Genomic DNA, 15,881 nt, shown 5'->3' with positions numbered 1-15,881 from the left:
TCTTATGGCGAGCAAGCAGGGTAGCAGAATGATTGTCGGGCTTGATATCGGGACCTCCAAGGTGGTCGCGCTGGTCGGTGAGATCGGTGTGGACGGCACTCTGGAGATCGTGGGTATCGGCTCGCACCCCTCGCGCGGCCTGAAGAAAGGGGTGGTGGTCAATATCGAATCCACTGTGCAATCAATTCAGCGGGCAATCGAGGAAGCGGAGTTGATGGCCGGCTGCGAAATTCACTCGGTATTTGCCGGGATTGCCGGTAATCACATTCGTAGTCTCAATTCCCACGGCATTGTGGCAATTCGTGATCGTGAAGTGGCACAGGCAGACATTGAGCGGGTGCTCGACGCAGGCCAGGCGGTGGCCATTCCCGCTGACCAGAAGGTGTTGCACATCCTGCCCCAGGAATATGTGATCGATAACCAGGAAGGTGTGCGCGAGCCGCTGGGCATGTCCGGCGTGCGCTTGGAAGCCAAGGTGCATCTGGTGACCTGCGCACTGAATGCCGTGCAGAACATTGAAAAATGCATCCGCCGCTGTGGGCTGGAAGTCGAAGATGTGATTCTCGAGCAACTGGCCTCCAGCTACGCAGTGCTGACCGATGATGAGAAGGAACTGGGCGTGTGCATGGTTGATATCGGTGGCGGCACCACGGATATCGCGATCTTCACCGAAGGCGCGATTCGCCACACGGCCGTAATTCCGATTGCCGGAGATCAGGTTACCAACGACATCGCCATGGCGTTGCGTACCCCGACCCAGTACGCAGAGGAAATCAAGATCCGCTACGCCTGTGCGCTGGCCAAACTGGCCGGCCCGGAAGAAACCATCAAGGTGCCCAGCGTGGGCGAGCGTCCCCCGCGCGATCTGTCCCGTCAGGCCCTGGCCGAAGTGGTCGAGCCGCGGTATGACGAGCTGTTCACGCTGATTCAGGCCGAGCTGCGACGCTCCGGCTTCGAAGACATGATTCCGGCCGGCATCGTGCTGACCGGTGGTACATCGAAGATGGAAGGTGCTGTGGAGCTGGCCGAAGAGATTTTCCACATGCCGGTACGCCTGGGCGTACCACAGGAATTCAAGGGGCTGACGGATGTGGTGCGCAACCCCATCTATGCCACCAGTGTAGGGCTGTTGCACTACGGCAACCGGCATAACGCCGCGGCTGCAAGCAGTTCGGAAACGAGCAAGGAATCAGCGCTGGTACGTGTCAAGCGATGGTTCAAGGGCAATTTTTAAGAGCCGCACAAAAGCGGTCTGGCGCTCGCGCAAGCGAGCAATGCAGTAAACGAAACGAAAACGAAACGAGTTAGTACTCGAGGAGATGGAACCATGTTTGAATTAATTGATAACGTTCCGCAAAACGCAGTAATCAAGGTTGTTGGTGTCGGTGGCGGCGGTGGTAACGCCCTGCAGCACATGGTTGTCAACAACGTCGAGGGCGTCGAGTTCATCTGTGCCAACACCGATGCACAGGCACTGAAGAACGTCAGCGCCCGCACCATCCTGCAGTTGGGCCCGAATGTGACCAAGGGTCTTGGGGCTGGCGCCAATCCGCTGATCGGCCGTGAAGCGGCGATGGAAGACCGCGAACGCATCGCTGAAGTGCTGCGTGGCGCAGACATGGTGTTTATCACCGCCGGCATGGGTGGTGGTACAGGTACAGGTGCGGCGCCAATCGTTGCCGAAGTGGCTCGTGAAATGGGTATCCTCACAGTCGCAGTCGTCACCAAGCCGTTCCCGTTCGAAGGCCGCAAGCGCATGCAGATCGCCGAAGAGGGCATCCGTGAACTGAGCGAGCATGTGGATTCGCTGATCACCATTCCCAACGAGAAACTACTGACCGTGCTGGGCAAAGACGCCAGCCTGCTTGCCGCGTTCAGCAAGGCCAACGACGTGCTGCTTGGCGCCGTTCAGGGCATTGCTGACCTCATCATGCGTCCGGGTATGATCAACGTCGACTTTGCCGACGTGAAAACCGTAATGAGCGAAATGGGCATGGCGATGATGGGTACTGGCCACGCCAGTGGTCCGAATCGTGCACGTGAAGCAGCAGAGGCGGCAATTCGCAGTCCGTTGCTGGAAGACGTGAACCTGATGGGCGCAAGGGGTATTCTGGTGAATATCACAGCTGGACCAGATCTGTCCCTGGGTGAATTTTCCGAAGTCGGTAGCACCGTTGAAGAGTTTGCCTCCGAGACTGCTACAGTGGTGGTGGGTACCGTTATCGATCCAGAGCTGCGTGACGAGCTGCGCGTGACTGTTGTCGCCACAGGCCTGGGCGCGCGGATGGACAAGCCCGTGAAAGTTGTCGATAACACGAGCGCCCCGGCACCTGCGGCTCGTCAGCCACAGGAAAGTACCGCGCCTAACTACCGTGATCTGGATCGTCCGACGGTTATGCGTAACACGGGTGGACAGGGCAGCAACGCGGCAGCCGCACGTTTGAGTCAGGCACCAGAAGATCTGGACTACCTGGACATTCCGGCATTTCTGCGGCGCCAGGCAGATTGATCAGACTTGATAGGTCTAGTCAATCACGCGAATAGGGCTGATTGGTGTTCAATAAAGGTGGACTTTGCTATGATACGCGCCACTTTACCGAAAATCGTTGGCCATTTTCGCGACTTTTTCGCCACTACAGCGGAAGTATAAAAGCATGATCAGACAGCGCACACTGAAGAACATCATCCGGGCCACTGGTGTTGGTCTGCATTCGGGTGAGAAGGTTTATCTCACGCTGAAACCAGCGCCAGTGGGGACTGGAATAGTGTTCGTCAGGACGGATCTGGACCCTGCGGTCGAGATACCGGCCCGGGCAGAATTTGTGGGCGAGACGACGATGTCAACGACGCTGGTCAATAACGGCGCCAAGGTAGACACCGTCGAGCACCTGTTGTCAGCGATGGCTGGCCTGGGCATTGATAATGCTTATGTCGAGCTCAGCGCCTCTGAGGTGCCGATCATGGACGGCAGCGCCGGTCCTTTTGTGTTCCTGATCCAGTCCGCTGGTATCGAAGAGCAGGACGCCGCCAAGCAGTTTATCCGTATCAAGCGTGAAATTACCGTAGAAGAAGATGGCAAGACTGCCAGCTTTTTGCCTTTCGAAGGGTTCAAGGTCTCTTTCGGGATCGACTTTGACCACCCGGTGTTTCGCGGTCGCAGCCAGTTTGCCAGTGTGGATTTCTCCAGCACTTCTTTCGTCAAGGAAGTCAGTCGTGCCAGAACCTTTGGGTTTATGCGCGACATAGAACATCTTCGCTCGCAGAATCTGGCGTTGGGCGGCAGTGTGGATAACGCCATTGTGGTTGATGAGTACCGTGTATTGAACGAAGACGGCTTGCGCTACGAGGACGAATTCGTCAAACACAAGATACTTGACGCAATCGGCGATCTTTATCTGCTTGGCAAGAGTCTGGTGGGTGAGTTCCGCGGACATAAATCAGGCCACGGCCTGAACAACATGTTGCTACGCGCCCTTCTTGCCAATAAGGAAGCGTGGGAGATAGTGACATTCGAAGATGCAGGTACTGCGCCTATTTCCTTCATGCGCCCGGCTGCGGCAGTCTGAAGTTTCGTTTCGTGTAATCTCGTTTCGTTTCGTATGGCCACTTCGGTGGCCATTTTTTTTGCTCGAATTTTGTTCAGGCATCCTTGTGATGGTAAGCCAGTCTCTCCAGTGCAGCCTTCAAACTCGGATCATTGACTTGATCTGCCGTATCTTTCAGTGCCCGCGCTGCCACCGCTGAGCGGCGCATCGGATTCAGTGCTGGTGGTTTTTTGACCACTACAGGCTGTACCTTGCAGTGAATTTTCGTTAGAGTTGCGAACTCATTGAAGGCCTGAAGCTGTCGAATCAGGCGTTTTTGCTGGTAACGCATCCGGGTAGCCCAGTGGCTGTCAGATACGGTCAGGCGAAGAACGCCCTCACGCAGCGAGGCTACGCGACAATGTTCCCTTGCAGCAGGCTCCAGCAACGTATCCAGCAGAACTTGCAGCCGCTCTATATTTCTGGCTCTGGCGTATAGACCCTTGAGGGTTGAATTAGTTCGAATCAAATCGCCGGGCCGGCGGGCATCGAGGGGATGAAAAGACATGGCATTTGCCGATTGGAGTTATTGAGCAGCGGTCATCGTATCAGAACCGCATAACTCGTAGTTTGGGGATTTTTAATTGAACATCATTATTCTGACTGACCGGCAAGGCGCGGCCAGGGCGATCAGCCTCAGCTTGCCAGTCCTTCTGGCTGCACTAGTCGCATTGATCGCGATGCCGGTTAGCGCCGTAGTGCTGACCTGGTCCCTGTTGAGCGACCCGGCTGCTGAAATCCAGCCCTCGCAGGTAGATGCCGACGCTGTCTGGGAGCAGACATTGGCTGATCTGGCCAGCAGTGAAGCTGATGAAGAGGGCTCGCACGCGCAATTGACGCACATGACCCAGCAATTGGCCCGCTTGCAGACCCGGCTAAGTCGCCTTGATGCGCTTGGCGAACGCTTGACCGAATTGGCCGAGCTGTCCGACGGCGAATTTGATTTCAATTCCGAACCGGGTGTGGGTGGTCCTGAGCTACACAAAAACAGTGTCAGTCAGGAATCCGATGTGCAGTCAGTCATCGATCGCCTCGCCGATCGAATCGATAACCGGACTCAGCAGATGAAACTGCTCGAGCAGTTGATCATGAACCGGTCGGCTGACAGCAACGCCATGCTCGATTTCATGCCGGTGCAGGATGGGTATGTTTCCTCCTCCTTCGGGCGGCGCAGTGACCCCATGACTGGCCGAATCGCCATGCATACAGGCACCGACTTTTCGGCACCCCGTGGCACTGCCATTTTTGCCGTGGGTGCCGGCGTGGTGACTTTCTCGGGCCGTAATGGCGCTTATGGCAACATGGTCGAGATCTCACATGGTGATGGCTACAAGACCCGCTATGCCCATGCCCACGAATTGAAGGTGGAGAAGGGTGATCTGGTCAGCAAGGGCCAGGAGATCGCGACTGTCGGTTCCACTGGCAGGTCAACCGGGCCGCATCTGCACTTCGAAGTTTACCGCAACGGCATGGCTGTCAACCCGGCCCGCTACATCGCCTTGAAGTGATTCTGCCCTGAAGTGATCTCACCTGGAACAATCCGAAAACGTCCACAGACCTGTGGACGTTTTCGTTTCTGCCTTACACTCCAAGGTTCTGCTCTGTTTACAGCCAGCAATACTGGCGTAATGCCGTCTCTCAGTCGTAGCGCTCATTGCCCCCGACTTGTGCAGGTTTATTGTGCAGCGCGATTCAGAGTAGAATGCTTGTTTACGGTTTGGCCCGGTATGTATCGGCCGCGCCGCCCACCCTCAAACGGATATCAAAGTCGACTATGTTTGCGCCTTTATTGAAGAAACTGTTTGGAAGCAAAAACGAGCGTGAGTTAAAGCGCATGGGCCGGGTCGTCAACGCGATCAACGCCCAGGAAGAGAAGCTGAACGCCCTGAGCGATGAGCAGTTGAAGGCCAAGACAGCCGAGTACAAGGAAAGGGTAGGCAAGGGCGAAAGCCTCGACGCGATAATGCCCGAAGCCTTCGCCCTGGTGCGTGAAGCGAGCAAGCGGGTAATGGGCATGCGGCATTTTGATGCCCAGATGATTGGCGGCATGACTCTTCACGAAGGCCACATTGCCGAGATGAAGACCGGTGAGGGTAAAACCCTGGTAGCCACATTGCCGGCTTACCTGAACGCGCTGTCCGGCAAGGGCGTACACGCGGTTACGGTCAACGATTACCTGGCCCGCCGTGACGCCAACTGGATGCGTCCGCTTTACGAATTTCTGGGTCTGACCGTGGGTGTCGTTGTTCCTTTTCAGGATCCCGAGGACAAGAAAGCCGCCTACCGCTGTGACATTACCTACGGCACCAACAACGAGTTCGGTTTCGATTACCTGCGCGACAACATGGCATTCCGGCTGGAAGACAAATTCCAGCGCGAGCTGAATTTCGCCATTGTCGACGAGGTCGATTCGATCCTGATTGACGAAGCCCGTACCCCGCTGATTATTTCCGGCCCTGCCGAAGACAGCTCGCGCATGTACGCCGCGATCAATAAGCTGATCCCCACACTCAAGCGCGGCTACCTTGCCGAAGAGGGCGTGGAAGAAGTCGAAGGTCATTACTACATCGACGAAAAAACCCGTCAGGTAGAGCTCAACGAGTCGGGCCACCAGTTCGTTGAAAGCCTGCTGGTCAAGGAGGGGTTGCTCCCGGAAGGCGACAGCCTTTACGCCGCGCAGAATCTCAACCTGCTGCACCACGTGCATTCAGGCTTGCGTGCGCACACGCTGTTCCATCGCAACGTCGAGTACATCGTACAGAACGAACAGGTGGTGCTGGTGGATGAGCACACCGGTCGTACCATGCCGGGTCGCCGTCTCTCCGAGGGCCTGCACCAGGCCATCGAAGCGAAGGAAGGTTTGAAGATTCAGGCCGAGAGCCAGACCCTGGCCTCGACGACCTTCCAGAATTACTTCCGTCTGTATAACAAGCTGTCCGGTATGACCGGTACAGCTGACACCGAAGCATTCGAGTTCCGCCAGATCTACGGCCTGGACGTGGTGGTTATTCCGACCAACAAGCCCATGGCGCGCAAGGACTACAACGATCTGGTCTACCTGACCATCGATGAGAAATTCGCTGCCATCACCGCTGATATCAAGCACAGCATGGGTGAAGGTCGCCCGATTCTGGTGGGTACTGCGTCGATCGAATCATCCGAGGCGGTGTCCCGTCTGCTGGACGCGGAAAAGATCCCGCACAAGGTGCTGAACGCCAAGCACCACGAGAAAGAAGCCGAAATTATCGCCCAGGCCGGTCGCCCTGGCGCGGTAACCATCGCCACCAACATGGCGGGCCGTGGTACCGACATTATTCTCGGCGGTAGCTGGGAAGCGGAAGTAGCCAGTCTGGAGAATCCGACTGACGAGAAGATCGCCCAGATCAAAGCCGAATGGCAGCAGCGGCATCAGCAGGTGCTCGAATCCGGCGGTCTGCACATCATCGCCTGTGAGCGGCATGAATCACGCCGTATCGACAACCAGCTCCGTGGCCGTGCCGGCCGCCAGGGGGATCCGGGTTCCAGCCGCTTCTATCTGTCGCTGGAAGATAACCTCATGCGCATCTTTGCCTCTGACCGGGTGAAGAACTTCATGAAGGCGCTCGGCATGGAGAAGGGTGAGGCGATCGAGCACCGCATGGTCACCAATGCCATCGAAAAGGCTCAGCGCAAGGTTGAAGGTCGCAACTTCGATATCCGTAAGCAATTGCTTGAGTACGATGACGTCGCCAACGAACAGCGCAAGGTTATCTACGGCCAGCGCAATGCGATCCTGGCGTCGGAAAACGTCTCTGACACCATCCAGGCCATTCGTGAAGACGTAGTGGCTGGTGCCATCAGTCAGTACATTCCGCCCCAGAGCGTGCCGGAGCAGTGGGATGTCGCGGGTCTGGAGCAGCACCTGAGTGCCGAGCTGGCGCTCAAGGTGCCGTTGCAGCAGTGGCTGGATGAAGACGACACCCTGCACGAAGAAGGGTTGCGTCAGCGCATTCTGGACGAGCTGGTGAGGGCCTATGCCGAGAAGGAAGAGCTGACCGGCGCCGATGCGCTGCGCACCTTCGAGAAGCAGATGTTGCTGCGTGTGCTGGACGATTTGTGGAAAGAGCATCTGGCGACCATGGATCACCTGCGCCAGGGTATTCACCTGCGCGGCTACGCCCAGAAGAATCCCAAGCAGGAATACAAGCGCGAAGCCTTCAACCTGTTCGAGGAAATGCTCGAGTCGGTCAAGCACGACACCATTCGTATCCTCAGCCACGTGCAGGTACGCCGTGAAGACGCTGCCGAAGAAGAAGCGCGTCAGCGCCGCCAGGCAGAAGAAATGGCCAAGCGCATGCAGTTCAAGCATGAGCAGGTAGAGCCGCCTACAAGCGCAGGCAGCGAAGAAGGTGAGAGTGAGCAAAACGAAGCTGCATCCGCCGCCCCGGTCACCCGCGAAGGACCCAAGGTCGGCCGCAACGATCCTTGCCCCTGCGGATCCGGCAAAAAATACAAGCAGTGCCACGGCAAGATAGCCTGAGCTAGCGCCATCGCCCGAGCCAGTGCTCCGCCTTACCCGGGAGGGCCTTCGTCATTCCCGCGAAGGCGGGAATCCACCCCGACCATTGGCGTTCTAGCCACCACCGTCGGTCGAGATGGAACTCGACCTCCCCGGATGGGCACGCCGCCCCTGGGAGTGGCCGAGTTCCACCTCGGCAAGGTTGTTGCCGCCACACCGCCGGCCGAGATGGAACTCGACCCTCCCGGGCGGCTACAATATCCCTCTTATTTCATCCGGAGATTGCACCATGCCCGTCGGACTTGGCCCCCTACCTGTTTTGCATCCCGTTCCAGGCTTTCGCCTGGGCATCGCCTCCGCGGGCATCAAGCGTGCGGGCCGTAAGGACGTGGTTATCATGGAAGCCGCTGAGGGCTCCAGCATCGCGGGTGTGTTCACCCTCAACGCCTTTTGTGCTGCACCGGTAACGCTCTGCCGTCAGCATCTGGGCCAGTCTCCACGTTACCTGCTGGTCAATACCGGCAACGCCAACGCAGGCACCGGCAATCCCGGTATGCAGGCAGCCCTGAAAACTTGCGCGGCTCTGGCGGAGCTGGTCGGCGTCGACAGCAAACAGGTGCTTCCCTTCAGTACGGGTGTGATTGGCGAGTTGTTACCCGCTGATAAGGTAATAGGCGCCTTGCCGGCTGCCCTGGAAAACCTTGACGAGAACAACTGGGCCCAGGCCGCGGAGGGGATCATGACCACCGACACCCTGCCAAAGGGTGTCAGCCGTCAGATCACCCTCGCAGGTGAAACCGTGACAGTAACGGGCATATCCAAGGGCGCGGGTATGATCAAGCCAAACATGGCCACCATGCTTGGCTATATCGCCACTGATGCAAAGGTAGCGCAGCCTGTGTTGCAGGGTTTGTTGCGCGAAGCGGCCGATCTCTCCTTCAACCGCATCACCATCGACGGCGACACCTCCACCAATGATTGCTGCATGTTGATCGCCACGGGTCAGACGCAGGCGGTTGAGATAACAGAGGCCGCAGGCGAGGACTACACGCTGCTGGCCGATACAATCAAGGCCGTCATGCTTGAACTGGCGCAGGCAATCGTCCGTGACGGGGAAGGGGCTACCAAATTCGTTACCGTGCAGGTGAATGGTGGGAATAACCGGGATGAGTGTCTGGATGTGGGCTACGCCATATCGCACTCTCCCCTGATCAAGACCGCACTTTTCGCCTCCGATCCCAACTGGGGTCGTATTCTTGCCGCGGTGGGTCGTGCAGGTGTGCCGGACCTGGATGTGGAGAAGATCGATGTATATCTCGATCAGGCCTGTATTACCCGCAACGGAGGCCGTGCCGAGGAATATACAGAAGCGCAGGGCGCAGCGATCATGGCCCAGGCGGAGATCACCATCCGCATTGAGCTTGGCCGAGGCGAGCATTCAGAAACGCTATGGACAACCGACCTGTCCCACGAATACGTGCGTATCAACGCCGAATACCGAACCTGAAGCGCCGGAGTGACGGGCCCAGCCCCGTCACTCCGGTCCCAGTACCTCTTAATCGCGTCAGTCCTCCCGTCACTCCCGCCAGTCTTCCCGTCACTCCCGCCAGTATCCCCGTCACTCCCGCGAACGCGGGAGCCCATTTTGACCTACCGCTTTACCAGCAAAAACATCAAGGCCCACAATACTTCGCAGCTATCACTGTGCGCTCGACCCGCCACCGCCCCACCTGATTGATTACCAATTTCCGCCCCTCTGCGCCCGACTTGGAAGGGCAAAACCGAAAGGTACCGGCCTGAAAGCCACCATTGAGAAGCTCGGTCTGACCATGGGCATTGAACCGCACATACCTGGAAACCGGCTTGTTTGCGTGTACGCGCAGTTGGGTATCCGGAGGCAGATGGCGTAAAACCTTTTCTCCCCCATCGGGCACCCCGTCGTTATTGGTGTCGACAAAGATCACCCAGCCCTCGTTCCAGTCCCCGCTGATAGGGGCGAGGGTCAAAGTGCGGTTCATTCGCACGGCCTCATCCCTGGTCATTGTCAGACCCAAACCCAGATTATTGAGTCCTGTGCTCATTCGCTGCTGGTCTATCATGCTGCCGAAACCGGGGACCGCAATGCCGATCAGCAGCGCGAACACTGCCAGCGCCACCATAAGCTCAATCAAAGTAAAACCACGGGAACGCATGGGGTATCCTCCCTGAAATGTGAAACAGGCCTACTGCCGTGTATGCCTTGAAAATGACGTCTCGACCTGTCATCACCTCGATCTTACCGGTTATCGAAACGAACGCGACCGCTTGCGGCGGGCTTTCTATAGTGTCAGCACGTGATAAAGGGGATTTTGATGAAAAGTGTGAAGGGTTTCACTCTTATTGAGTTGATGATCGCAATAGCGGTGCTGGCTCTGGTCACCGTTATTGGTTTTCCCGCGTTTAGCGGGATCTTCGAACGCTCACGCGCTGACTCTGATCTCAGCGATTTGCTCCGTGCATTCAGTTTGGCGAGGCTTGAGGCTATCAATCACAGCGAGGATGTAAATGTTAGCGCCCTCACTGATGATGATTGGACTCAGGACCTGGAAATTGTTCGCGATGGGACAGTCATACGGCGTTATGCAGGGCTTCCCTCTGGAGCGACTATTACAGCCACAGGTGATGTTGACACGATTGTGTTCGACAGCCTGGGCGGCCTGAAAACGCCGGCCAATTCTGTCGTATTCAATTACACCCGGGGCGACTCTACCAAAAGTATGGTGGTGTGCCCGACCGGGAGAATTCTCACGGGAGCGTCCTGCATATGAGAAGTAAACTCGGATTGGTACGCAGCAAACGTCAGCGCGGGGTTTCGTTGCTTGAAGTCATGATTGCCGTTTTTGTAACGGCTATTGGTGTGCTCGGAGCTGCAGCAATGCAGCTTAATGCGTTGAAATACACCGACAGCTCGCGACTCAGCTCACAGGCGAGCTTTATCGTGTATGACGTAATAGATCGCATCAGGGCGAATGCCGACCCGGTGCAACTGGATCAATATGATATTGCGAACATAGAGGCCGTGCCCGGCTCAGCAAACAGTGTATTGGCCACTGACCTGATCGATTTCGCCAATGCAGTCAGTGCTTTGCCTGATGGGGCTGGCTCGATAGACGTTAACGGCTCGCAAGTCAGTGTGGAAGTGAGCTGGTCGGAAGGTCGTGCTGGCGGATTAGACGCTGAGGGTAATGTCCAGCGAGGCGAACTGGCGATCACGACCAACGTGGCAGTCAATGCAGTGGGAGCGGCCCCATGAAGTTCAAGAATAGCAGCAAGGGTTTCGGTCTTATCGAGATCATGATTGCGCTGGTGCTGGGCTTGGTGCTGGTGCTGGGCATAACCCAGATTTTTGCCAGCAGTCGTCAGACCGCGTTAGTTCAGGATGCCTCCGCCACCTTGCAGGAAGATGCACGTTACGTGCTGACTCGTATGACGCAGGAGTTGCGCATGGCCGGCATGTTTGGGTGCCTCTCACTTGCGTCGGGCTCCATTACAAATGTACCGGCTGCCTTTGACAATCCGATTGCCTGGGATGGTCCCAACGCTACGCTGCGGATTATCACCTCCAACGCGACACAGGCGGTGGGTCAGAGTTCCAACGCCGACTGGACGCTGGTGACAGACTGCCGGACTGGTGGAAGTGTGGAGGTGGGGTCGGCTACCCCACCGGCTGGTGAGATCGCACTGCCCATCCGCCAGATCGAATATCAACTCGACGCTGCTGAGAATGTCCTCCAAGTACGTTATGGCGGCGGCGCGGGTTTCGAACCACTGATAGGTAACGTCAAGTCCCTGGATATCCAGTTTGGTGTTGCAGCTAACGCTGGTGATACCTACGTGACTGGTAACTATGTTGCTCCAGGGTTAGTCCCCAATCCGGCCGTTATTCGCAGCGTACGAATTGCACTCGTGCTTGAAGACGAAAATCAACGAACCGCCGAGCAGGAATACACGGTGGTTGCAGCCTTGCGGAATCGGTTGTTATGAGGAAGCCCTTTATGTTCAATACCACACCGAAAAAGGCCCAGGGTGGCGTGGCTTTGTTCGTTAGCCTGATTTTCCTGCTCCTGCTGACCATTGTTGGTGTGTCAGCAATGAAGAGTGCGACCTTGCAGGAAAAGATGTCGGGTAATACCCGATTCAAAACTATCACCTTCCAGTATGCGGAAGCTGGTTTGCGCGAAGGTGAGGGCTTTATTGCCAACCTCAACAGCGCGGCCGCGCTGGCAGCTTGTGCGCAATGTAATGGTAATGGGTGCCGAACACCCGACTTCGATAACGCAGCTGCCCAGAACGGTAACAGCGCTTGCGGTATATGGAGAGCAGCGACTGATGGCAATAGTCTCTATCAGATTCAGAAACTGGGTACTTCCAGCGCAGCCATTAATGTCGACCCAGGCGAAAGTGTGATGTTGTATCGCGTCACCTCAGTGGCAACTGTGGGCAATACCACTACCGCGCTGGAGAGTATTTATGCAAAGAATTAATCAGTTTGTCTCCGCGCGATTACCAAGCCAGCCGACACCGGTTACGGCAGGGAGAACTACAATGAAAAAGTTAATCAGCTTTGCCTCGGGTGTCCTGTTGAGCGGATTCGTCACCGCTCCAGTTTACGCCTTCTCTCCCGTGCAAGCGCCGATTCTGAGTGCCTCAGCTGTGACGCCGAACGTACTTGTTCTGCTGGATAATTCGGGGAGTATGCGGAACGCGATAGCTCCTTCAGGAGTAGCAGCTAGCAACTACGATAATGTGGCTTATGCTACAAGCAGGGTTGAAAGGCGATGTAATTTCTTTGGCTGTCGTAATGTGACCGTCGAATTATACCTTGAAGCGGACAACGATAATATAACACTCGGAAATTTGAGCAGAGGTATCGGGTCATTATGTAGTACAGGCCGTGTTGCCTTGTACCTTTTGAGTGGTAATAACGTAAGCGACCGTCGCTGTTTTATGCTTCCAGATCCAGTTGGGAATGGACTTACTCGATATACCAGAAAATATTTATCCTATATTTATAACACTTGGCCTTCTACCTCGAACAACGGGGTCGACTTGAGGAACGTTTTGCCTGACGATTATCGTATGAACGTTGCACGGGAGGTGACCAATCAAATCGTTTCTGATAACCGAGGTTTAAGATATGGGCTTTTTACTTTCAACCCACCTGCTGATGGTAATCGCGGACCGGGTGGGTCTTTACAAATCGAGGTCAAGGATTTTTCTGAAACCGTTTCTCCTGCCGGTTCAGTGATCACTAGTGCGTCTCAGGCTCAAACCAATTTCGAGGACTTTGTAGACGAGGTGAATGATGTAGATGCCTCGACCAATACTCCACTGGCTGAAAGTTATTATGAGATGACGCGATATCTCAGGGGGCTGGCTCCCGATCAAGGATTGCAGACTCTATCGGGCAGCAGTACTTACGAGAGTCCTATTGAGTACCGTTGTCAGCGAACTTTCAGTATCGTGGTAACTGATGGTCTGCCGACCTTTGACCGAAGTTTCCCTAATGACGACCCCAAGCGCAATAATCCCAGTGTGACCGGCAATAACAACCTGCCTAACTGGGATGGTGATAGTGGAAATGACGGTAATGATTCATCGGGCGACGCCGAGGGTGACACGCTCTTTCTAGACGATATAGCCAAATTTGCTTACGATATTGACTTGCGCGATACGACCGCACCTGACTTGGCTGGCAAAAGCTTTAACGCGGCAGGCTTTGCTAAACAGAACATGCAGACATACACCGTCGGCTTTGCTACCAGCAACGACATGCTTGAAGATGCTGCTGATTACGGCAATGGCGAATATTACACTGCCAATGATGCTAGCGAGTTAAATGATAGTCTGTCTAAAGCAATCAACGCCATCACTGCTCAGGCAGGTTCCGGTGGGGCAGGTGCTTCGAGTTCCGCGACTTTAACCGCCGATACGGTCTATTACAAAACCCTTTATGAGCCCTCCTCATGGAGTGGCACGATTGAAGCATATCGTCTCAACTCCGTTACAGGGCGCGCCGATACGTTGCTTTGGACTACGGATAACACCTTCACACCAAGCCTCAATCCCGCGAGTTATCAGGGCTATAACACCGCTACTAACGCGCCGGTAACTCTCGCTTACGGTAATCTTTCCCCTGCGCAGCAGGCACAGTTGAATGGTTCGGTAAGTTCGCCTATTACGGGTGCTGATTTGTTGTCCTGGAGCAAAGGCGCATCGATTAGCGGATTACGCAGTCGTTCAGTTTTGCTGGGCGATGTCGTCAACTCTTCCCTTGAGCGAGTAGCTCCCGAAACGCAAAGCGTGTCTGCGATTGTTGGAGATTTAAGTTACGATAGTTACTTGGCTTACAAGACTTCTGAGCTCGAGACCAGTCTGATCGTTAATGCCAATGACGGTTTTTTCCATATTCTAAACGCGGACAATGGTCAGCACCGTTATGGCTACATGCCCTCAAGTGTGCTCCCTTCCCTGAATATCGTAGCTGAACCTGATTATGCCGAGTCCGGCACTCACCGGTTCCTGGTAGATGGGCAGATATCGGTATCAGATGCCCAGCTTGGCTCTACCTGGTCAACTGTTGCCGTCTCTGGAATGGGCGCAGGCGGCAAGAGCATGTTTGCTGTCAGGTTATTCCAACAAACCGCTACCAATCCAAATACGCCATCTGCGCTCTGGGAGCTCTCTCCTCCGGCTGCCAATACGCCGTCCAACCAGTGGAATGACCTTGGCTACACATACTCCCGTGCTGCGATTGCTAGAACCAAGGATAACCAGTGGGTCGCAGTTTTCGGCAATGGATATGGTAGTCATACTGGCAAGGCAGCTCTTTACATTGTCGACCTGGCAACGGGCGCCCTGGTTCGCAAGATTGTTGTAGATGAGAACACCTCCGGGACAGCAGCTGAGCAGGCGAGGGGCTCGGGGCTGGCCTCTCCACAGATCGTGGTAAACGCGCAGCACCAGATCGAGAAGATCTATGCCGGTGACCTGCGCGGCAATCTCTGGAAGTTTGATACCTCTTCGACATTGGAAAGCGACTGGTCTGCAAGCAAATTGTTTGCTGCTGGTTCAACACAGCCGATTACAACGTATCCGCTGATTACCGAACATCCCCAAGGGGGGCACCTGGTATCGTTCGGCACGGGTAAGTTGGCCGAAGCCCCAGACAAGCTGACAAAGACTCAGCAGGCGTTTTACTCGATCTGGGACTCTCCGACAAACACCGGGGAGGTTGTGCTGGCAAATCTGCAGCCTCAGTCCATTACTGATGAGGTTACGATCGGTGGTCAGGACTACTTCCGCACCAGCGCCAACCCGGTCGACTTCAACACGCAGAAAGGGTGGTATCTGCCTTTGATTTATAACGGTGTCGCCGAGGGTGAGCGGGTGATCTTCCCGGCTCAGACAACAGAGGGCCGGGTAGTCTTTGTAACGGCGATCATTGATGCTGAGGACCCTTGTGTTAGCTCGGGTAGTGGTCGACTTGTTGAGCTCGATCTACTCACAGGCGGTATGCTCAATTATGAGGTGCTGGATACCAACAGGGATGGCAGGATCGACGATAATGACTCGATTGTTGCGGGCATCGATATCAATGAGGGGCTACCTGGTTTGCCTGTCATTATCGATCGAGGTGATGACAAGCCGACGCAAACCAAAGCTGTCTTGCTGTCCACAGGTCAGACTCTATTCCTTGATGAAAGAGCTGCCGCTTCTGGGCTATCCCGTCGTATCATGTGGCGACAGCTGCAATAAGG

Annotated in this window: 13 protein-coding genes; 11 read left to right on the top strand and 2 right to left on the bottom strand. The window is 55.6% G+C overall.

Features of this window, described 5'->3' with window-relative positions; genetic code table 11:
- The first annotated feature begins 4 nt into the window (after positions 1–4).
- The 3 genes from ftsA to lpxC all read left to right on the top strand — a co-directional run bounded on the left by ftsA (position 5) and on the right by lpxC (position 3,566).
- Positions 5–1,234, top strand: coding sequence for a cell division protein FtsA (gene ftsA / locus IEV54_RS12395; protein ID WP_150278137.1), 1,230 nt, complete (start codon positions 5–7; stop codon positions 1,232–1,234).
- A gap of 93 nt (positions 1,235–1,327) precedes the next feature.
- Complete coding sequence (ftsZ, locus tag IEV54_RS12390; protein WP_150278138.1) at positions 1,328–2,509, top strand: cell division protein FtsZ; 1,182 nt, start codon at positions 1,328–1,330, stop codon at positions 2,507–2,509.
- 145 nt (positions 2,510–2,654) lie between these two features.
- A complete protein-coding gene (gene lpxC, locus IEV54_RS12385; protein WP_150278139.1) occupies positions 2,655–3,566 on the top strand; it encodes a UDP-3-O-acyl-N-acetylglucosamine deacetylase in 912 nt (303 codons plus the stop codon).
- Positions 3,567–3,639: 73 nt separating this feature from the next.
- Here the strand turns inward: lpxC and IEV54_RS12380 are convergent, their stop codons facing one another.
- Positions 3,640–4,092: a DUF721 domain-containing protein gene (locus tag IEV54_RS12380; protein WP_150278140.1), complete on the bottom strand. Its 453-nt coding sequence runs from the start codon at positions 4,090–4,092 to the stop codon at positions 3,640–3,642.
- Positions 4,093–4,168: 76 nt separating this feature from the next.
- Here IEV54_RS12380 and IEV54_RS12375 point away from each other — a divergent pair, with 76 nt between their 5' ends.
- From IEV54_RS12375 to argJ, 3 genes are all read left to right on the top strand, one after another.
- Positions 4,169–5,092 (top strand): M23 family metallopeptidase, encoded by a 924-nt coding sequence (locus IEV54_RS12375; RefSeq protein ID WP_150278141.1) that lies wholly within the window; start codon positions 4,169–4,171, stop codon positions 5,090–5,092.
- A 266-nt stretch (positions 5,093–5,358) separates the two neighbouring features.
- Positions 5,359–8,103: a preprotein translocase subunit SecA gene (gene secA, locus IEV54_RS12370; protein ID WP_150278142.1), complete on the top strand. Its 2,745-nt coding sequence runs from the start codon at positions 5,359–5,361 to the stop codon at positions 8,101–8,103.
- 268 nt (positions 8,104–8,371) lie between these two features.
- Positions 8,372–9,589, top strand: coding sequence for a bifunctional glutamate N-acetyltransferase/amino-acid acetyltransferase ArgJ (gene argJ, locus IEV54_RS12365; RefSeq protein WP_150278143.1), 1,218 nt, complete (start codon positions 8,372–8,374; stop codon positions 9,587–9,589).
- 166 nt (positions 9,590–9,755) lie between these two features.
- On the opposite strand, the gene IEV54_RS12360 is transcribed toward argJ, so the two are convergent.
- Positions 9,756–10,274 carry a GspH/FimT family pseudopilin gene (locus IEV54_RS12360; RefSeq protein ID WP_150278144.1) on the bottom strand — a complete coding sequence of 173 codons (519 nt, stop codon included), beginning with the start codon at positions 10,272–10,274 and terminating at the stop codon, positions 9,756–9,758.
- Positions 10,275–10,433: 159 nt separating this feature from the next.
- Between IEV54_RS12360 and IEV54_RS12355 the strand changes: the two genes are divergently transcribed.
- The 5 genes from IEV54_RS12355 to IEV54_RS12335 all read left to right on the top strand — a co-directional run bounded on the left by IEV54_RS12355 (position 10,434) and on the right by IEV54_RS12335 (position 15,879).
- Positions 10,434–10,889, top strand: a complete 456-nt coding sequence (locus IEV54_RS12355) for a GspH/FimT family pseudopilin (protein WP_150278210.1) — start codon at positions 10,434–10,436, stop codon at positions 10,887–10,889.
- Positions 10,886–11,374, top strand: coding sequence for a type IV pilus modification protein PilV (pilV, locus tag IEV54_RS12350; protein WP_150278145.1), 489 nt, complete (start codon positions 10,886–10,888; stop codon positions 11,372–11,374). The genes IEV54_RS12355 and pilV overlap by 4 nt, the downstream gene beginning before the upstream one ends.
- A complete protein-coding gene (locus tag IEV54_RS12345) occupies positions 11,371–12,105 on the top strand; it encodes a prepilin-type N-terminal cleavage/methylation domain-containing protein (RefSeq protein ID WP_150278146.1) in 735 nt (244 codons plus the stop codon). The genes pilV and IEV54_RS12345 overlap by 4 nt, the downstream gene beginning before the upstream one ends.
- Positions 12,106–12,116: 11 nt before the next feature.
- Complete coding sequence (locus IEV54_RS12340) at positions 12,117–12,605, top strand: pilus assembly PilX family protein (protein ID WP_223825473.1); 489 nt, start codon at positions 12,117–12,119, stop codon at positions 12,603–12,605.
- Between the two features lie 61 nt (positions 12,606–12,666).
- Positions 12,667–15,879 carry a pilus assembly protein gene (locus IEV54_RS12335; protein ID WP_150278147.1) on the top strand — a complete coding sequence of 1,071 codons (3,213 nt, stop codon included), beginning with the start codon at positions 12,667–12,669 and terminating at the stop codon, positions 15,877–15,879.
- Positions 15,880–15,881 lie beyond the last annotated feature (2 nt).

It is taken from the genome of Halopseudomonas salina (genome assembly GCF_014637955.1).
In the GTDB taxonomy this organism is placed as follows: domain Bacteria; phylum Pseudomonadota; class Gammaproteobacteria; order Pseudomonadales; family Pseudomonadaceae; genus Halopseudomonas; species Halopseudomonas salina.
This window is presented reverse-complemented; position numbering and strand designations above follow the sequence as displayed.